General features: G+C 57.1%; 14 protein-coding genes. 12 read left to right on the forward strand and 2 right to left on the reverse strand.

The features are described from left to right. Positions 1-214 precede the first annotated feature (214 nt). A complete protein-coding gene (gene xylA / locus G1C94_RS04025; RefSeq protein WP_172144964.1) occupies positions 215-1,561 on the forward strand; it encodes a xylose isomerase in 1,347 nt (448 codons plus the stop codon). A gap of 201 nt (positions 1,562-1,762) precedes the next feature. Then, the gene (locus G1C94_RS04030; RefSeq protein WP_172144967.1) at positions 1,763-3,457 is read left to right on the forward strand and encodes a glycoside hydrolase family 43 protein; all 1,695 of its coding nucleotides are present in this window, start codon (positions 1,763-1,765) and stop codon (positions 3,455-3,457) included. A 125-nt stretch (positions 3,458-3,582) separates the two neighbouring features. On the opposite strand, the gene G1C94_RS04035 is transcribed toward G1C94_RS04030, so the two are convergent. Next, positions 3,583-4,638 carry a LacI family DNA-binding transcriptional regulator gene (locus tag G1C94_RS04035; protein ID WP_172144970.1) on the reverse strand — a complete coding sequence of 352 codons (1,056 nt, stop codon included), beginning with the start codon at positions 4,636-4,638 and terminating at the stop codon, positions 3,583-3,585. 352 nt (positions 4,639-4,990) lie between these two features. On the opposite strand from G1C94_RS04035, the gene G1C94_RS04040 reads away from it, so the two are divergent. The 8 genes from G1C94_RS04040 to G1C94_RS04075 all read left to right on the forward strand — a co-directional run bounded on the left by G1C94_RS04040 (position 4,991) and on the right by G1C94_RS04075 (position 16,102). Then, positions 4,991-6,265, forward strand: a complete 1,275-nt coding sequence (locus tag G1C94_RS04040; RefSeq protein WP_172144973.1) for an ABC transporter substrate-binding protein — start codon at positions 4,991-4,993, stop codon at positions 6,263-6,265. A gap of 88 nt (positions 6,266-6,353) precedes the next feature. After that, positions 6,354-7,385 (forward strand): carbohydrate ABC transporter permease, encoded by a 1,032-nt coding sequence (locus G1C94_RS04045; RefSeq protein WP_172144976.1) that lies wholly within the window; start codon positions 6,354-6,356, stop codon positions 7,383-7,385. After that, the gene (locus G1C94_RS04050; RefSeq protein ID WP_172144979.1) at positions 7,385-8,278 is read left to right on the forward strand and encodes a carbohydrate ABC transporter permease; all 894 of its coding nucleotides are present in this window, start codon (positions 7,385-7,387) and stop codon (positions 8,276-8,278) included. Before G1C94_RS04045 ends, G1C94_RS04050 begins: the two co-directional genes overlap by 1 nt. Before the next feature lie 21 nt (positions 8,279-8,299). Next, entirely contained in the window at positions 8,300-9,931 is a 1,632-nt protein-coding gene (locus G1C94_RS04055; protein WP_172144982.1) for a glycoside hydrolase family 43 protein, read from the forward strand. A 111-nt stretch (positions 9,932-10,042) separates the two neighbouring features. Continuing rightward, on the forward strand, positions 10,043-11,995 hold the full coding sequence (locus G1C94_RS04060) for a sialate O-acetylesterase (RefSeq protein ID WP_172144985.1): 1,953 nt from the start codon (positions 10,043-10,045) through the stop codon (positions 11,993-11,995). Between the two features lie 36 nt (positions 11,996-12,031). Further along, positions 12,032-13,141, forward strand: coding sequence for a family 8 glycosyl hydrolase (locus G1C94_RS04065; protein ID WP_253902303.1), 1,110 nt, complete (start codon positions 12,032-12,034; stop codon positions 13,139-13,141). Positions 13,142-13,170: 29 nt separating this feature from the next. Further along, positions 13,171-14,565, forward strand: a complete 1,395-nt coding sequence (locus G1C94_RS04070) for a carboxylesterase/lipase family protein (protein ID WP_172145146.1) — start codon at positions 13,171-13,173, stop codon at positions 14,563-14,565. 196 nt (positions 14,566-14,761) lie between these two features. Next, positions 14,762-16,102, forward strand: a complete 1,341-nt coding sequence (locus G1C94_RS04075; protein ID WP_172144991.1) for an ATP-binding protein — start codon at positions 14,762-14,764, stop codon at positions 16,100-16,102. Positions 16,103-16,275: 173 nt separating this feature from the next. Here the strand turns inward: G1C94_RS04075 and G1C94_RS04080 are convergent, their stop codons facing one another. Continuing rightward, positions 16,276-16,695, reverse strand: coding sequence for a glycerophosphodiester phosphodiesterase (locus G1C94_RS04080; RefSeq protein WP_172144994.1), 420 nt, complete (start codon positions 16,693-16,695; stop codon positions 16,276-16,278). A 543-nt stretch (positions 16,696-17,238) separates the two neighbouring features. Between G1C94_RS04080 and G1C94_RS04085 the strand changes: the two genes are divergently transcribed. Together G1C94_RS04085 and G1C94_RS04090 are read left to right on the forward strand one after the other, a co-directional pair. Continuing rightward, positions 17,239-18,345, forward strand: a complete 1,107-nt coding sequence (locus tag G1C94_RS04085; protein WP_172144997.1) for a substrate-binding domain-containing protein — start codon at positions 17,239-17,241, stop codon at positions 18,343-18,345. A gap of 123 nt (positions 18,346-18,468) precedes the next feature. Next, entirely contained in the window at positions 18,469-20,007 is a 1,539-nt protein-coding gene (locus G1C94_RS04090) for a sugar ABC transporter ATP-binding protein (protein WP_216656855.1), read from the forward strand. Positions 20,008-20,048 lie beyond the last annotated feature (41 nt).

Here is a 20,048-nt window from a genome sequence, read left to right on the forward strand (position 1 = left end):
GGCCGGCGATTCCCCGAACAAGAGGAATCACCGGCCGTTCGTATCCATGCGGTTGTGCATGTCCTGACGCGGGTTTCCCGGGGTGACACGCCACAAAGTAAAACGAATTGACAAAGTGGTCCCGAACGCCGTACCATATACCCTGCAAGGGGAGTGGTGCACCCGAAAGTAGCGCCAAAGACAGCAATTATTGCCACACAGCAAAGGAGCAATTATGGGTCTGTGGGACTTCGATAAGATCGAGTACGTCGGCCGTCAGAATGGGCCGAAGGAGGAACTCGGTTTCCACTATTATGATGCCGACAAGGTTGTCGCCGGCAAGAAGATGAAGGATTGGCTGCGCTTCGGCGTTGCTTGGTGGCACACTTTCGACCAGGAACTGGTCGACCCGTTCGGCACCGGCACCTCCCAGCGCCCGTGGTACGGCAAGTATTCCAACGCTCAGGATGAGGCTCTGGCCAAGGTCGATTACGCCTTCGAGTTCTTCTCCAAGCTCGGTGTGGAGTACTTCTGCTTCCATGATCGCGACATTGCCCCCGAAGGCGACACCCTGCGCGAGACCAACAAGAACCTCGACCAGGTGGTCGACAAGATCGAAGAGAACATGAAGTCCACCGGCATCAAGCTGCTGTGGAACACCTCTTCGCTGTTTACCAACCCGCGCTTCGTTTCCGGCGCTTCCACCTCGCCGTTCGCCGACATTTACGCTTACTCCGGCGGCCAGCTGAAGCACTCCCTGGAGATCGCCAAGCGCCTGGGCGCCGAGAACTACGTGTTCTGGGGCGGCCGTGAAGGCTACGAGAACCTGTGGAACACGCAGATGAAGCGTGAGCAGGAGCACATGGCCAAGTTCTTCCACATGTGCCATGAGTACGCCAAGGAAATCGGCCTGGACGCCCAGTTCCTGATCGAGCCGAAGGCCAAGGAACCGACGATGCACCAGTACGACTTCGATGCCGCCACTGCCATCGCCTTCCTGAAGACCTACGACATCGACTTCATGAAGCTGAACCTGGAAGGCAACCACGCCAACCTGGCCGGCCACACCTACCAGCACGAGATCCGCACCGCCCGCGAGGCTGGCGTGCTCGGCTCCCTCGATGCCAACCAGGGTGACAAGCTCATCGGCTGGGATATGGACGAGTTCCCGACCGACCTGTACGAGACCTCCACCGTGATGTGGGAAGTCCTCGCCGAAGGCCAGATTGGCCCTCACGGCGGCCTGAACTTCGACGCCAAGCCGCGCCGTACCTCCTTCTACGCCGAGGATCTGTTCCGTTCCCACATCGCCGGCATGGATTCCTTCGCGGCCGGCCTCCTGGTTGCTGCCAAGATGCACGAGGACAAGTTCATCGAGAACCTGCAGGCCGAGCGTTACAGCTCCTACGAGTCCGGCGTCGGCGCCACCATCGACAACGGCACCGCCACGCTGGCTTCCCTGGAGGAGTACGCTCTGGACATCCCGCAGGCCAAGCTCATCGAGGCCACCAAGTCCGATCACCTCGAGTCCGTCAAGGCCACGATCAACAACTACATCGTTGACGCCCTTGCCGCGGCCTGAGTTTAGGGATTCGGCAGCCTGACCCGGCTGTGACAGGGTCGACAATATAGCGCAAAGCCGGGGCGGCGATTGCCCCGGCCAGCGCCCTTCCTTCCAAGCATGAGGTCGTCCACCGGCAAAATCGCCGGTGGGCGGCTTCGTGTTTTTCAAGCAAATCGAAACTTTCGGCTGTGGCGATGAAGCCACGCATAAGGTGCACCCATGACGAAAACAACCATCATCACTAATCCGATTCTCAGTGGAATGTATCCGGATCCCAGTTGGATTTGGGATGCCTCATACCAGCGGATTGCACTCGTCAACTCCTCGTTTGAACTTGTCCCAGGCCTGCCGATTCACATTTCGACAGATCTGGTGCACTGGGAACATGTCGCGGACGTCATCAATGCCGACATGGCCCGTCGTTTGCTGATTCCGTTTGTCGAGGATTCCGGTGGCGTCTACGCACCCACCTTGCGCAAGATTCGCGGCAAATACGTGATTGCCTGCACCATCGCCCGTATCAACGAGGAAAAGGCACTTGCGGGTGGCTGTTCGCAAGATGAGCTGGCTGCGGCCCGTTGCGCACAGGGCAATTTTATTCTCGTGGCGGATGCAATTGAGGGACCGTGGCGCGGCCCGTTTTGGATTTCGGGTGCCGAAGGCATCGATCCGGATGTTTTCGAGGATAAGGATGGAGTCGTGTACTGGACGCAGACCCGTCCTGCCATCCATCCACAGTGGGAGGGGCAGACGGAAGTCTGGACGCAGCGCATCGACCCGAACAGCTGGACCCTGATTGAAGACGGAAAACCTACCGGAATCGGTAAAACCATTATCTGGCGCGGATACGGCATGGAGGCAGTGTGGGCTGAGGGACCGCATCTGTATCGAATCGGCGACTATGTGTATCTGATGACCGCCGAAGGCGGCACGAGTTTCGAGCATAGCGAGATGGCCATGCGTATTTATGCGCCGGACGGCCTGTGCGAGGCCTATGCCGAGTATGAGCAGGAGGTGTTCCAAGCCGGTGAACGTATCCCATCGGTTCGTGAAAACGAGCGGTGCTATCTGGGTCAGAATGTTCGCGCCTTCCATGCGAACAAAAAGAATCCGATCCTTACGCACCGCCATCTGGGTCTGTCGGAATCGCTGCAATGCGTCGGACATTCCGATCTGCTGCAGCATTCGACGCTGGGATGGTGGTTGGTGTGTCTCGGCGTGCGTGAGACCCGGGGGGAGAACGCGGGCGAGTTGTTGAGCTATCTCGGCAGGGAGAGTTTCGTCGCGCCTGTTTCATGGGAGCATAATCCCGCCGATTGGAAGTTGGATGGTTCCGAAGCGTCGGTGCACACTGGAACCGACCCCGGTTGGCCGGTCATATGCGACGGCTTCGGACGGCTGCCTGATGAGATCGGGGTCGCTGTATCGGACAACGGGCAAGTACTTTATGACCCATTTGCAGGTTCATCGTATGAGGAATCCAGCCCGGTGCTGCTGGAAGTCTCGGGCGACGCTGAGGATGTGATGATTGTCCGTGACGCGTCCGATGTGAAATATCGACGGATTGCAGGATTGCCGTGTCTGATGCCGGTGCCGCATGAGGGGTCGCTGGTGATTCGGCAGAATTCCGCGAACTGCGTGAAGTTCACGATGCGCGACGCGCATGTCGAATGCGAAACCGTCATTGACGGCAATGTGCAGGCACATCCCAAGGCTGAAACGCGCCCGTCGACTCGGGCGGCGGTGCTGTTCGACCAAAACCGTCTGTCGGTTATTGCCGGGCTGGAAAGCGATCTGGTCGATCCGAACGCGTTCGTGGAGAACGGTTACGTCTTGGCTTGCTATGATGCGCGATTCCTGAGCACCGAATGGGCTGGCGGCTTTGTCGGCTGCATGGCAGGTTACGTCGAATAGAAGGATGTTCGGCGTTTCTCTGGTTGGTACCTCAGCGGTGTGCGCGGCTCTTTGCGGTCGCGCACATTATGGGGTGCTTGCCTGTGGTGCGATTGTTATGCGGGGAAGCCTTGGCAGCATTTGCTTCAGCGACGCTGTTTCGCTCGGTTCGCCGCATGTGGCTCGCTGGTGCTGCCTCGCACGATCAGGCTCGTCGGCATGATGACATGCGGTTGCAGCACGTCTCCCTCCTTCATTGCCTCCACGAGCATGCGCACTGCAGTGCGCGCCATGTCCTGCAGCGGTTGCTTAACCGTGGTCAGTGCGGGGCCTAGGAAAGCGGCTGTTTGCACATCATCGAAGCCGACGATCGACAAATCCTCCGGAACGCGAAGATTCAGCTGGCGGGCCGCCTCATATACACCCATGGCTTGCAGGTCGTTGCCGGCGAAGATAGCCGTTGGTCGATTCGGCTGCTGCAGCAGGGATATGGCTTGCGCGTAACCGCCGGGTGTGGTGAAATCCCCTTCGGTGATGAGTTCGGGGTCGGCTTCGATGCCTTGCTCGGCCAGTGCCGACGTATAGCCGTCATGGCGGGCTTTGGAGCACATCATCTCTCCCGGCCCGGTAATGATGCCGATGCGCGTGTGGCCGAGCGCGAGCAGATGTCGGGTGGCGCTCACGCCGCCGGTCCAGTTGTCGGCCTGCACGGACAATGTGGTTGGCTCAGGATCGCCGAAGGGGTCGAAAAGCACGAAAGGAATGCCGCGGGAGCGCAGCTTGTTCTGCTCGATGCGTGTCAGATTGGAGAAGACGAGGATGGCGCCGGCTGTCTGTCTGCGCAGCATGTTGTCGATCCAAGAGGAGTCAGGGTGTTTGCGGCTACCGCCTTCCGTGGTGATGACGCTCAGGGCGTGCAATTTGGCTTCACGGATGGTGCCGCGCATGACTTCCAATGCCCATACGTTGTCGAAATCCTGGAAGACGATTTCAATCAGTTGCTGATTCTTGCCGACCGTTGCCTTGCGTGAATAGCCGTATTTGTTAAGGGCTGCGTTGATGGCTTGGCGGGTGTCTTCGGATACGTCGGCTCTCCCGTTGAGTGCCTTGGATACGGTGGCTAGGGAATATCCCGTTTCCTTGGCGATGTCGGCCAGCCGGATGGAGCTCTTTTTGTTCTGTTTGCGTGTGCTTGTATTCATGGGAAACTCTTTCTGATATTCATTATACGCGAAAAACCTACGAAAGTTTCGATTTAAGATATTCGAAACTTTCGAACGATGATATGAGCTGAAAATCGTTGAAATTGCAATAAAAAGATAGTTGGTTATCTGATTTAACAAAACTTGACTCTGTAGATTTAAGTCGGATATTCTATAGCTACAACGAAAAAGGAACGAGAGTTTCGAAAATGGGAGCCAATGATTGATCACCCATCTGTCATGGAACTTCATGATGTCGCGAAGTCGCGGCTTTCACTATTTCATGCCATAGGATTATTCGTCCCGTCGTTGTCATCATTCGCCGATGATGATTGTTAATAAGGAGGAGATAATGAAGCTCAAGACTATCGCGGCTGCAACGCTTGCCGTGGCCACCATGTTCAGCATGGCTGCCTGCGGCTCCAGCAAAGGCGCGAAGGACGACACTACCATCACGTTCTGGCATAACGCCACCGCTGGTGAAGGCAAGCAGTATTGGGAGGATTTGGCTGCGGCCTTCGAGGAGAAGACTGGCACGAAGGTTGAGATTCAGGCCATCCAGAATGAGGATTTCGAAGGCAAGCTCACCACTGCCATGCAGGATCCGAGTTCCGGTCCGGATGTGTATATGGACCTTGGTGGAGCCAAGACCAAGGACATGATCGATGCCGGTCAGGTCATGGATTTGACCGATAAGATCAGCGATACCGTCAAGAAGCAGATGGCTTTCTCGCTGAAGTCCTTCACCTATGACGACAAGGTCTATGGCGTTCCGGTCACCGTTCAGCCCGGTGGTATTTGGTATTCCAAGGATCTGTTCAAGCAGGCTGGCATCGAGGAGGTTCCCTCCACGTTCTCCGAACTGAAGGCTGACATTCAGAAGCTGCGTGACACAGGCATCGAACCGATCGCCCTCGGCGGCAAGGATGCATGGCCGGCGGGTCACTGGTATTACTGGCTCTCCCTGCGCGAGTGCTCCGTTGAGGCCTATTCCAAGGGCGTCAACGAGAAAGACTTCTCCGACACCTGTTGGACAAAGGCAGCTGACGATCTCAAGGAACTGCTCGATATCAACGCCTTCAACGAGGGCTTCCTGACCACCACCGCGCAGCAGGGCGCAAGCTCTTCCGCGGGTCTGCTCGCCAATCACAAGGCGGCCATGGAGCTCATGGGCACTTGGGAACCGGGTGTGATCAAGGATTTGACCGCCGACAAGGAACCGCTGGCCGATCTTGGTTTCTTCGCCTTCCCGGAAGTCGATGGCGGCAAGGGTGAAAGCGGCGCTCTGATGGGCGCTGCCACCGGTTTCGCCGTCAATCCATCCGCTCCGCAAGCTGCCGTGGACTTCGTCAACTTCATGGCCGAGAAGGACAACCAAGAGAAGTACGCCACCGCGTTCAGCACGATTCCGGCTTCCGCTGAAGCCTACGACGTGGTCACCGATGAGAACCTCAAGGAAATCATTGAGGCCATGAGCAAGTCCGATGATATGCAGCTGTGGATGGATACCGCCCTTGGCGGCAATATCGGCAACGCTCTCAACTCCGGTGTGGTGAACCTCCTGTCCGGGCAGGGCACTTCCGCCGACATCGTCAAGGCGATGAAGGATGCCGCAGCCAAGGGCTGACGACAGAGGCTAGCTAACTGACGAAGGCCGGGCGGAGAACTGTCCGTCCGGCCTTATCATTCAACAGATTTTGGTGGTGTGAGTAATTATGGCGACTAATGACACTGGCGCACTGACGCTGAAGTCCGGGCGCACAAAGCGTGCGTCGAGCGGGAAAGCGCGCCGCAATATTGAGATTTTGATTTTGTCCGCGCCCGCGATTCTTTTATTCGTGTGTTTCGTAATCCTGCCGATCATTCTGGGCGCGTATTACGGTTTCTATCAGTGGAAGGGCTACGGTTCGCCCTCCGTGACTGGTAAATTCGTTGGATTTCAGAACTACATCACGGCGCTTAAGGATCCGTCTTTCCAGGCGGCTATCCTGCATACTTTCGAAGTCGTCATCGGTTCCTTGGTCATTCAGGCCCCGCTGGCCATTCTGTTCGCGCTGTTGTTGAACCAGAAGTTCAAGGGGCGTGGCCTGATTCGTACCCTCATCTTTGTGCCGTATGTTGTGTCCGAAGTCATTGTTGGCACCGGCTGGAGCCTGCTGTTGCAGAAGAAGGGTGCCATCAACGAGATTCTGGGCAATTTCGGCATCAACGGTCCCGACTGGCTGGCTGATCCGAAGATCGCCATGTGGACGTTGCTGTTGTTGATCAGCTGGAAATACATCGGCTTCGCAGTCATCCTGATGCTTGCGGGCATGCAGTCCATTCCTGAAGAGCTCTATGAGGCGGCTCGCGTCGACGGTGCCGGCTTCTGGCAGATGCAGAGGAGCATCACACTGCCGTTGCTCGCCCCGACGTTGCGTATATGGGTGTTCCTGTCGATGATTGGTTCGCTGCAGCTGTTCGACTTGGTGTACATCGTGTGGGGCAAGTATGTGTCCACTACCGCCGGCGTGTCCACCATGGCTACCTACATGGTGCGCGAAGGCCGCGGCGCGGGTAATTACGGCTATGGTTCGGCAGTCGCCTTGATTATCTTTGTGATTTCCCTGGTCATTGCCCTGACCTATCAGCGGTTTGTGCTTAATCGCGATTTGGACGGTGCTGTGACCGAACAGAAAGCCGCCAAAAAGCGCGCTGCAAAACGCGCAAAGCAGAACCGTCAGGCCGTTGCAAGTGAGGTGAAGTAATGACTAGTGCAAACATCGCGAGCCGTAAGGCCACAAACAAATACACCGCGAAAAATGGTTACCGCTTGTCATCCAAGACACCGTGGGGCAACCCGATCGTCTACTTCCTCTCTCTGATCTTGGTAGCCATCTGCGTCACCCCGGTGCTCTACATCATCTTCGGTGGTTTCCGCACCAACTCTCAGATCACCAATCATCCGTCCGGGCTTCCGGATCCTTGGGTTCTCGACAATTACAAGTCCGTGTTCACCAGCGACGTCTTCTGGACGGAACTGGGCAACTCCACTATTGTCGGCATCGCAACCATGGTTGGTGTGGTCGTGCTGGGTATCATGGTGAGCTTTGTCATTGCCCGCTACAAGTTCCGCTATGCGCCGGTCATGTACGCGCTGTTCTCCGCAGGACTGATGTTCCCGATGACCGTCGGCATCACGCCGTTGTATCTGCTTATCCGCAATCTCGGCCTGTCCAATTCGCTGCTTGGCCTGATTCTGCCGCAGATTGCCTTCGGCTTGCCGCAGACCATCATCATCTTGGTGCCGTTCCTTCAGTCCATCCCGGATGAACTTGAAGAGGCATGCCTGCTTGACGGCTGCTCCCGGCTCGGCTTCTTCTGGCGCATGGTCATTCCGCTGGCCATGCCGGGTGTGGCTACTACGGGCATCCTCACCTTCGTGGGAAGCTGGAACGCCTACATGCTGCCTCTGTTCGTGCTGAGCGAAGAAAGCAAATACACCCTGCCTCTCGGCGTGCAGATGTTCAGCTCCGAGCATTCCGTCGATACTGCGCAGGTGTTGGCCTTCACTTCGCTGGCCATGCTTCCGGCTCTGATTTGCTTCACGATTTTCCAGAAGAAGATTGTCGGCGGTCTGACCGGCGCCGTCAAGGGCTGAGCGGAAAGGAACAAGACGATCATGAAGATTTCCAATCCCGTACTCACTGGTTTCCATGCGGATCCCTCGATGATTCGCGTTGAGGACACCTACTATATCGCCAATTCCACCTTCGACTGGTTCCCCGGTGTGAGGTTGCATGAATCCAAGGATCTGGTGCACTGGAACACGTTGCCAAGTCCACTGAGCCGTGTCAGCCAGCTCGACATGCGGGGCAACCCCTCCTCCGGTGGCATTTGGGCGCCCGACCTGAGCTATGCCGACGGCAAGTTCTGGCTCGTCTACACCGATGTGAAAATCACCGAGGGCTCGTTCAAGGACTGCGTCAACTACTTGGTGACGGCCACCGACATCCGCGGGCCGTGGAGCGACCCCATCCGCATCAACGGCGTGGGATTCGACTCCAGTCTGTTCCACGACGATGACGGCCGCAAGTATCTGGTGCAGCAGACTTGGGATTTCCGCGAATACCATCATGCGTTTAACGGCATCACGCTCACCGAGTTCGATACCGCCACCATGCGGCTCAAGCCCGAAACCGCCCGCACCCTCTGGGACGGCACCGCGGTGAAAGTGGTGGAAGGCCCACATATTTACAAGAAGGACGGTTGGTATTACCTGTTCGCCGCAGAAGGCGGCACCATGTACGAGCATCAGGAATCCGTGGCCCGCTCGAAGACCCTTGACGAGCGCTCTTTCGAGGTTATGCCGGGCAATCCGTTCCTTGGCAACTACGACACCCCGGATTTCTACCTGCAAAAGCAGGGGCATGGCGCTCTTGTGGACACGCCTTCGGGTGAGTGGTATTACGCAAGCCTGTGCGCGCGTCCGTGGCATCACGACATCGAGCCCGTGCATGGCGTGCGTGGCTGGTGCACGCTTGGCCGTGAAACGTCCATCCAGAAAGTCGAATGGGATGAAGATGGCTGGCCGCGCGTGGTCGGCGGGCGTGGCGGTCAGCGCTACGTGGAAGCCCCGAAGGATGCCATCGAAACCGTGGCCCCCGAAAGCCGCGACGAGCACGATGAGTTTGAAGCCGATGCGCTCGGTGTCAACTGGAACACCCTGCGCGTCCCGTTTACCGAAGCCATGGGCTCGGTGGGCGGCGGCAAACTCACCTTGCGGGGTCAGGGCTCGCTATGCAATCTGTTCGAATTGTCCCTGGTCGCCAGGCGTTGGCAGGCGTTTAATTTCGACGCTGAGACCAAGGTGGAGTTCGATCCGAACAGCTACATGCAGATGGCGGGTCTGACGAATTACTACAACACTCTGTGCTGGTCGTGGGCGTTTGTCACTTGGGACGAGAAGCGCGAGACACGCGTGATCGAAGTCGCGCAAAACGATTTCGATCAATACACCTCATTCCTCAAGGATGAAGCCATCGTGGTTCCGCCCAGCGCCAAGGCGGTGTGGCTGCGCGTCAAGGTGCGCACCAAGTACTACTCCTACGAGTATTCCTTTGACGGCGAGAATTTCACCGAAATTCCGGTGAAGCTCGACGCGAAGCTCCTCTCCGACGACTATGTGAACCAGCGCTACGGCGGCTTCTTCACCGGTGCGTTCGTGGGGCTGGCATGTGTTGATCTGTCCGGTTATGGCGCAACGGCCGATTTCGACCATTTCGATTATCGGGAGCTCCCCGACGGCGAATAGTCGCGCGGTGAAAAGGGCGGCGGATGGCGCGTTTGGCATCCGCCGCCTTTTGATTGTTGTGCTATGAGTGCGAATAGCGGCCTTGAAAGGCTCGAAGAGAAGGAACCGAAGATGACCTTGAGATTGTCGAAACTGTTGGATGACGGCTGCGTGTTGCAGGCTGGGCATGTTGTGCGCATATGGGGCTGGGCGGATGCGAATGCCCATGTCACGGTGGATTTCGAGGGGCGCAAGGTGAGCGCCGAGGCTGGCTCGGTAGACGGGTCATGGAGCGTTTCGCTGCAGCCGTTGGATGCTGGCGGGCCGTTCACGTTGCGCGTCAAATCTTCGTCCGGGGAACGCTTGGAACGCAGCTGCTACGTGGGTGAGGTGTTCCTGTGCTCCGGGCAATCGAATATGGAACTGCCCATGGGCTGGGTGCGCGCCGACTATCCGCAGGAGTATGAGCGCGCCGCCGATCCGCTGCTTCGCCAGTACAAGGTGATTCCTGACTATGATTTCGCGGTGGCTCGCGCCGATCACGACCGCGCCTCTTGGCATGGTTGCAGCCGGGAAACGCTTGACGATTTCTCCGCGCTCGCCTATTTTTTCGGGCGTAAGATTCGCGAACACTTCGATGTTCCCGTCGGATTGCTGAATGTTTCGCTGGGCGGCTCGCCAATCGAATCTTGGATGGATGCCGACTCGTTGAAGGCATTCCCCGAAGCGCTCGCTGAGCTCACCCCCTATCTGGGTGACGGTGTGGCCGAGCGAAAGGGTGCCGATTCGGTGGCGGCTCGTGACCGCTGGTATCAGGAGCTGCACTACGACGCTGCGGCCGATGCGCACCATGATTGGGTACCGCTCGTTGCCTGGGATTGCCCGAAAGACAAGGAATGCAAGCCGAGTGGGGTTCAGTGGCATTCCATCACGTTGCCGGGCTGGTATGCTGAGCGCGGGCTGACTGGGTTCCGTGGTGAAGTCGAACTCGTCAAAACTGTGTTTCTGCCGTCAGGAGTGGAACAATCGTCGGCTCTGCTGCGCTTGGGAACCATGAACGATGCCGACCACACATGGGTCAACGGCCATCTGGTGGGCGGCCGCAGCAATGTCTACGAGCCGCGTGATTATGCCGTCGAAAAGGGAATCCTGCACGCAGGCGCCAATGAAATTCGCGTGCGCCTTGTCATCGAGCGAATGGGCGGTCGCGTGACGCCCGGCAAACGAATGGCTCTGTATGTGGGAGACAACACCTACGATTTATCCGGCAAATGGCAATATGCCGTGACGGCCGAAGCCAATCGCGACTGTCCGTTCGAGGATTTCGTGCGCTGGAAGCCAACGGGATTGTACAACGCCATGCTCGCCCCATGCTTCCCGTATGTGGTGCGTGCGGCACTGTGGTATCAAGGCGAATCGAACACCGGTGAGCGCGCCGCGCAATACGGTGACGAGCTGAAGGCCATGATCGATTTGTGGCGCGGCAAATGGCAGCAGCCGGACATGCCGTTCCTCATCGTCCAGCTGCCGATTTTCGCCATCGATGCCATTGAGGACGGTGGCTGGCCAATCGTTCGTGAGGAACAGTGGAATGTGGCCGAATCGTTGGACGGCACAGCTTCGGTGGTGACGCTGGATGCCGGCGAATACAACGATCTGCACCCGCATGACAAGCAGCTCATCGCGGCGCGTCTGTATGACGCCGCGCTTGATGTGGTGTACGGCGAGCCGTCGAAGGCACAGCCCTATGTTTCTGAAGTGGAGTGCGCTGGCGAATGGCTGACCATCCATTGCGCGTGGAGAACATATGCTGGCAAGCCTGCCGTAGCCCAGTCGCAACACAACCTTGCCACATTGGACGGTGCCGACCCGGCGGAGCTGACCTTCTTGTGGAAGGACGCCGGAACCATCGAGCGCGCACATGGCATCATCGACGGCGCCGACATCAAAATCCGCATGCCGGCAAGACGTCCCGACGAAGTGCGTTACGCATGGTGCAACAACCCGCAATCCGGCCTCATCTGCGACATGAACGGCACGCTGCTGCCCCCGTTCCGTCTCGCACTGTGGCAAGCCGAAGCCTAACTGATCATGTCAACTGCTAATAAGGAGAACAACAACATGGAATCGCTATTTGAACAGTATGGGTATGACACCAATGAGGTGCAGGAACGTGTGCAGCAGGTCTGGCACGAGATTTTCGAGGGGGACGATAAGTTCTATTGGCAGACCGATGAGGGGCTTGGCTACGTCAAAGACACCGGCAATGACGATGTGCGTACCGAGGGCATGAGCTATGCCATGATGCTTGCGGTGCAATTCGAGCGCAAGGATGTGTTCGACAAGTTGTGGGGCTGGGTCATGCGCTACATGTATATGTCGGAAGGGCATCATGCGCACTATTTCGCATGGTCGGTCGATCCCTCCGGTGTACCGAACGCCGACGGCCCCGCCCCGGACGGCGAGGAATACTTCGCCATGGCTCTGTTTCTCGCTGCGCGGCGCTGGGGCAATGGTGAGGGTATCTATGACTATGCCGCGTGGGGGCGTGAGATTCTGCGATACTGCGTCCACAAGGGGGAACGGTATGAAGGCGAACCCATGTGGAATCCAAGCAACAAGCTCATCAAATTCATTCCCGAAACCGAATGGAGCGACCCCTCCTATCATCTGCCTCACTTCTATGACGTATTCGCCAAGGAAGCGGACGAGGAAGACCGCGATTTCTGGAACCAAGCAGCGCAAGCGAGTCGTCGCTATCTGGCTCTCGCCTGTAACGCCGAAACCGGCATGAACGCCGAATACGCCGATTTTGACGGCAACCCGCATGTGGATGAGCGTGACCACTGGCATTTCTTCTCCGATGCATATCGCACCGCCGCGAACATCGGCCTGGATTCGCTATGGGGCGGAACATCGAAAGAACTATGTTCCAGAGTCAGTGCACTGCAGCGTTTCTTCCTGACGCACGACCGAACCTGCGTATACGCGGTGGATGGCACGCCGGTGGACGAGCGCGTGCTGCATCCGGTGGGCTTCATCGCCACCATGGCGCAGGGATCGCTGGCAGGGCACTTCGCCGAAAGCGCCGATGCCGACGATTGCGCCCGTCGCTGGGTGAGCATGCTGTGGAACACCCCGATGCGCGTTGGCACTCGCCGATACTATGACAATTTCCTCTATGCTTTCGCCATGCTGGCGTTGAGCGGAACATACCGCCATGAGTGGTGAGCGTTTGGTGTCGGAAAAGGTGTGCGGTCATGCTCAGGCAGGTTGAAATACGACAAGGGCGGCTTGCGGGACTGGCCGCCGAGGATCCGGCGGTCACAGTGTTCCGTGCGGTGCCGTTTGCGGCCGCGCCGGTTGGTGAATTGCGCTGGCGTGCGCCGCGCCCTGCGCCTTTGTGGGATGGGGTGCGCGAATCGTTCGATTTCGCGCCGGTCGCGATGCAGCCCATGTCAAGTCCTCAGGATTTCTATGGCAGGGAATGGCAGGTCGACCCGGACACCCCGATGTCAGAGGATTGTCTGTATCTGAACGTTTGGACGCCTTCTTTGCGGGGCAATGGCATCGATGCCCGTATTGAGGGTGGTAATGGCTGCGGTTTGCCTGTGATGGTCTGGATTCATGGCGGCGGGTTCCAAACCGGCACCACGGCGGAGAAGGAATTCAATGGCGAGTATCTCGCAAGGCTTGGCGTGGTGGTGGTTTCGATTGCATACCGCTTGAATGCCTTTGGCTTCCTTGCTCATCCGGATATGGAAAATGAGACTGGCGAGGGTGAACCTTGTGCGAATTTTGGCTTTCTCGATCAGCGTATGGGGATTCAGTGGGTGCGCGATAATATCGCGGCTTTTGGTGGAAATCCTGGCAATATCACGGTGTTTGGGCAGTCCGCCGGCGCGGCAAGCACGCTTGCGCAAAGCTGTTCGCCCATGAACAAGGGTCTGTTTCAGCGTGCCATTATGCAGTCGGGCGGCGGCATCGGTCTATTCAATCGCAATATCTGGTCGTTGGAAGATTCCCGGCGCAACGCAATACGTTTTTTCTCCGAGTTGGGCGTCGGCTCTCTGCGCGAGGCCCGCAGTATTTCGGCGAGCGAATTGTTGCAGGTCGCAATCGAATTGCCGGCATGTGAATGGTCCGGTCAGCACATTGACTGGCCGCCGCTGACCAATTGGTTGCCGTGCGTCGATGGTCGTTTCATTACCGGCCAATATAGGCAGGCCCTGACCTCCGGTCGTCGTGTGCCTCAGGATCTGTTGGTGGGCAATACCACCGGAGAGTTTCTGCAGACTGATTCGAACGGTGTGGTCTATCCGGCGGGGGAATACGGCAATTTGGAGATGATCGACGCTTGGCTGGCCGGCGGCGGAAAACCTGTATATAGGTATCGTTTTGACGTGACAATGCCGGGCGATGATGTCGGCGCGTTCCATTCGTCCGATTTGTGGTTCACTTTCGCCACGTTGCAGTCGTGCTGGAGGCCATTCGAAGGATGGCATTTCGACTTGGCGCGGCTCATGAGCCGTTGCTGGACGAGATTCGCCGCCACTGGGGATCCGAATGGGGCCGATTGTCCGCGATGGGTGCCGTGCATGTCATCCGGCGAAGAAGGCTACATGAATTTCGGCAGAAGCCTTGGCATGCGATAGTTTATTCGGCTGTTGGTCAGGCAACGAGCCGTGCCTTGCGGATGCGGCATTGAACCGCGAAACGGTTTGCAAAGTGTCTTTTTAGTCACGAAAAATGGTTTGCAAAGTGTATCCATAGCCCCATAAACAGGTTTGCAAAGTGTATAAATCCCGCTTTATAATGGCTTGCAAAGTGTATTCTGGCATATGGATCGGAGTGATTCTCGTGTTGCGGCGCAAGGCATATCGCGACTTGGAAGCGTGGAGGCAATACAAAACCAAGCAAGCTCTGCTTGTCGATGGCGCGAGGCAAGTCGGCAAGACCTTCCTCATTCGCGAGTTCGGCTCCGAAAACTACGAACATGTCGTGGAGCTGAATCTGCTTGAGAACGTTGAGGCTCGCGATGCCATCTCCTCGGCCAAGAGCTCCGCGGAGTTGTTTTTGCGCATCAGCGCTTTTGCGCAGGAGCCTTTGGTGCCGGGGAAAACGCTGATTTTCCTCGATGAGGTGCAGGCCTGCTCGAATGTCATCACCATGGTGAAATTCCTATGTGACAGGCAGGAGTACGACTATATCCTTTCCGGTTCCATGCTGGGCGTGGAAATGAAGAACGTCAGGTCGGTGCCGGTTGGCTATCTGATGGCAGTGACCATGCATCCGCTGGATTTCGAGGAATTTACATGGGCCGCTGGAATCGGCGAAGATATCTGGAATGAAGTGCGCCGTGCGTACGCGCAGTGTGGCGCGGTGGACGAATTTGTGCACCGTCGATTGCTGCAGTTGTTCCACGAATACCTGATCTGTGGCGGCATGCCCGATGTTGTGCAGGCGTATTTCGCCGCGAATGACATGCAGCGCACCCGTGCCCTGCAGGGTGGCATTGCGCAGATGTATCGCGAGGACATCTCCAAGTATGCGGGTGATCGTTCTCGAACAATCAAGAGGATCTTCGATCTCATTCCAAGTGAGTTAAACGATCAGAACAAGCGTTTCGTCGTCAAGGACATCGAAGGGCAACCACGTCTGAACCGTTATGACAATGATTTTTTGTGGTTGGCTGACGCGAGTGTGGCACTGCCTGTCTACAACGTGGATGAGCCCCGATATCCATTGATGATGTCGATGAATTCCACCAAGTTCAAACTGTTCCTGGCTGATGTCGGGTTGCTGACATATGAGTGCGGGTTGGATGTCGTGCGCTCAATGTTGTCGGATAGGTTGGATATCAACTATGGCGCCATATACGAGAACGCGGTGGCGCAGGAACTGGCGGCGCATGGGCATGGATTGTTCTTCTTCAAAAACCGCGTGATCGGCGAATTGGATTTTCTGATTGAGCAAGAGGGGCGTGTGGTTCCGCTGGAAGTGAAGTCGGGCAAATCGTATAAGCGGCATAGTGCGTTGAATAATGCCTTGACGACGCCGAATTATGGTATCGACCATGCGGTTGTGCTCAGTGAGGGAAACGTTGAAGTGGAAGGCAAGGTGCGTTACCTTCCTGTCTATATGGCGGGACTGCTTGAGAGCGGCAGACGCACCTTATCCGGCATGGTGTGAGAAGGGCGCTGTGCTTGAGGCGCGCGGCGAAAGCGATTTCATGGGCAAGTCGAACTAGGTTTCCGTCTTCGCGGTGCGATTCGGCGGTGTGGTTGCGGCTGACAAAGTGGGGCGCGCGAGATCACCCGATCTCGCGCGCCCCACTTGAATCTAAAGAGAGTGTGTGCGAACCGTCAGTACTTGTTCGCGCCGGCCCCTTCCCACTTGATGGTGAAGCCACGGTGGTAGTGCAGGAACATGTTCGCGCCATAGCGGTCGACTTCGCGGTGCGTGAACAGCATGCGGATGGCGAACGCGGTCTGCACGTCTTCCGGCAGCGCAAGGAACGCTTGGTGCGCATCCCAGTAGGGGGTGGTGCAGATGGCGGCGTCGGGCACATAGGCGTAGCCGTATCCATCCTCGTTGACATAACCCATGAACGGCAGGCCCCATGCATTGTGCTTGGTCAGTTCCGCCTTGAAGTCCTCGACTTGCGCCAGGGCCTCGTCACTGATGCCAAACTCCTTGGCCACTTTGTTCGCGGCGGCGGTTTTGGCGGCGGCGTCTTTGCCAAACATCTCCAGATCCACGGTAATGGTTTTGTTCTCTGCCATGTCTGTTCCTCCTTGGTGCATAAAACGAACATTGATGATGTTCGCAATCAAGCGAACGCAACATCTGTTTTATGCCGGATGTAGTAATGGTGGACGGACGGCGTTGTGTCATCCGTGACCCAGCATAACACGCAATCGGCTTGTTATAGGCAGTTTGCCGCATTCTTTGATGGATTTGCGCCGATTGCGCGGGATATGGGATGTCTTGTTCGATTATTGACTCTCGTGTTTGTTTTGATGGTAAAACGAACATGGGAAATGTGTGCTACGCACCGCGAAGCGAACATCGACGGCGTGTCGCTTTCAGGGGGATATGGAGCTATGTGTTTGGGTGGTATCGTTCTTCGCTAACCCCATTCCGCGGAGGTCGGATGCTGAACACGCCGCAAAATTCGCGGAACTTCGGGGTAATTCAACCCCATTTCGTAAAACCGATGAACTAAGTGCTATTATTAGTCGTTAACGGTTGGATGGATGAGCATCTGTCCGTTGTAAGGAAAGAGAGAAATCTCAAGATTCAATTTCATCGGCGAAAGGAATCTCATGAATAAGTGGACCAAGGTTGTCGGCGCTGTTGCCGCCGCTGCGATGCTGCTCCCGTTGAGCGCCTGCGGTGGGTCCCGCGACACCAGTTCCGGCGACACGAAGGATGCCTCCGAAGTCAACATCGGCATCTCGATGCCGGAGCAGATGCTGGAGCGTTGGAAGATCGACGGCTCCAACCTGAAGAAGCAGCTGGAAGGCTACGGATATAAGGTCACCCTGCAGTATGCCGACGGCAAGACCGATCTGCAGACATCCCAGATTCAGAATATGGCCAACAACGGCATGGATTACGTTGTCGTCGCCTCCATCGACGGCACCTCCACCGGCGCGGCCTGCGAGCAGGCCCAGCAGAACGGCGCCAAGATTATTGCTTACGATCGCCTGATTATGAACACCGATGCCGTGGACTATTACGCCACCTTCTCGCTCGAAGAGGTCGGCAAGATGCAGGGCGAATATATCGAGAAGGCCCTGGGCCTAAAGGACGGCGCAAAGGGTCCGTTCAACGTTGAGCTGATGGCCGGCTCGCCCACCGACAACAACGCCGGTTACTACTTCAAGGGCGCTTGGTCCGTGCTGGGCAAGTATTACGACTCCGGCGTGCTGCAGGCCAAGAGCGGCAAGGTCCCGAAGTCCGCCGACGACTGGCAGTCCATCGGCATCGACAACTGGGATCGTCAGAAGGCCCAGAACGAGATGGAGAACCGCATCAACTCCTTCTACAACGACGGCACCAAGCTTGACGCCGTGCTCGCCCAGAACGACGCCGAGGCCCTCGGCACCGTGAACGCCGTCGAAGGCGCCGGCTGGGATTACTACCCGGTCATCACCGGTCAGGACGCCGAGAAGGCCAACGTTCAGGCCATCGTCAAGGGCAAGCAGTCCATGACGGTCTACAAGGACACCCGCGAGCTGGCGAAGGCCACCGCGCAGATGATCAAGGACTTGGTTGACGGCAAGACGCCCGAGGCGAAGGACACCTTCAACAATGGCACCAAGGACGTTCCGTCCCAGCTGCTGACCCCGGTCTCCGTGGATAAGGACAACCTGGAGAAGATCCTGGTCGACGGTGGTTACATCACCGCCGAGGATGCCGGTCTGTAAATTCGTCCGGATGCAAGATAAGGCGCCGCGTCATTCGTGGCACGGCGCCTTTGTCATGTCCTAACCGAGCACAAATAAGTACAGGAGGTTGCTGTGGCTAGTAATAATGACGTGATTCTTGAAATGCGTCATATCGTCAAGCGTTTCGGCCCGGTCACCGCGTTGAAGGATGTGAATATCACCGTCAAGCGCGGTCAGGTATTCTCCATCTGCGGCGAGAATGGTGCCGGCAAGTCGACCCTGATGAACGTGCTGTCGGGTGTGTACCCGTACGGCACCTATGAGGGCGACATCGTTTATGACGGTGAGACGTGCAAGTTCAAAACGATTCGCGATTCCGAGAGCAAAGGCATCGTGATCATTCACCAGGAACTGGCGTTGGTGCCCTACATGTCGATTCAGGAAAACATCTTCCTGGGCAATCAGATCAAAAAGGGTATCGCCATTGATGCGGATGCGCAGCGCAAGGAAGCGCTTCGCGTGATGAACATGGTGGGTCTGGATGAGAACCCGGACACGCTGATCGCGAACATCGGCGTGGGCAAGCAGCAGCTGGTGGAGATTGCCAAGGCTCTGACCAAAGATGTGAAGCTGTTGATTCTGGACGAGCCGACGGCCGCCCTTAACGACGAGGATTCGTTCAAGTTGCTCGGTCTGATCGACCAGTTGCGTAAAGAGCACGGTATCACCGCGATTATCATTTCGCACAAGCTCAACGAGATCGCGGCTTCCGCGGACGCGGTGCAGGTGATTCGTGATGGCCAGACCATCAGCCATATCGATATCGACAAGGCACACCCGCTTGATCAGGATGCGTTGATTCGCGACATGGTGGGTCGTCCTCTGACGAACCGTTACCCGGAGCATGATCCGCATATCGGCGAGGAGATGTTCCGCATCGAAAACTGGAAGTGCCATCATCCGCTGGACGAGAATCGTCTGGTCTCCAAGAATGTGTGCCTGAACGTGCGCAAGGGGGAGATCGTCGGCATCGCCGGTTTGGTGGGTGCCGGTCGCACCGAGACGATGATGAGCATGTTCGGCCACCAGTACGGCACCCACGCTTCGGGCAAGCTGTACATGGAAGGCAAGGAAGTCAGTTTCCCGAACGTGCGTTCCGCCATTGATCACGGCGTGGCTTACGCCACCGAAGATCGCAAGGTCTACGGCCTGAACCTGATGGATACGATTCGCGGCAACACTTCGCTGGCCAGCCTTAAGGCTCTGAGCAAGCTTGGCGTGATTGACGAGACTCGCGAGAAGCAGGTCGCCGAGAAATATCGCAAGGAGTTCCGCACCAAGTCGCCGACCATCGAGATGCCATCGGGCAATCTGTCGGGCGGCAACCAGCAGAAGGTCGTGCTGGCCAAGTGGGTGGCCACCGGTCCGAAGGTGCTGATTCTGGACGAACCGACCCGAGGCATCGATGTGGGTGCGAAGTACGACATCTACGAGATCATCGACCAGCTTGCGGACGCGGGCTCGGCGGTAATCGTCGTCAGCTCCGAACTGCCCGAGCTGCTCGGTATTTGCGACCGCATCTACACCATGTGCAACGGCACGATCACCAACTGCGTGAATGCCAAGGAGACTGATCAGGAGGAACTCATGCGTTACATGACCTCCGAAACTCCCATCGATTCGGACAAGGTATACGCCTGAGTCGGCCAAATCGACTTACAGGAACGGATTTTTGAAAGGAA

Source organism: Bifidobacterium panos (assembly GCF_012932445.1).
GTDB classification, from domain to species: Bacteria; Actinomycetota; Actinomycetes; order Actinomycetales; family Bifidobacteriaceae; genus Bifidobacterium; species Bifidobacterium panos.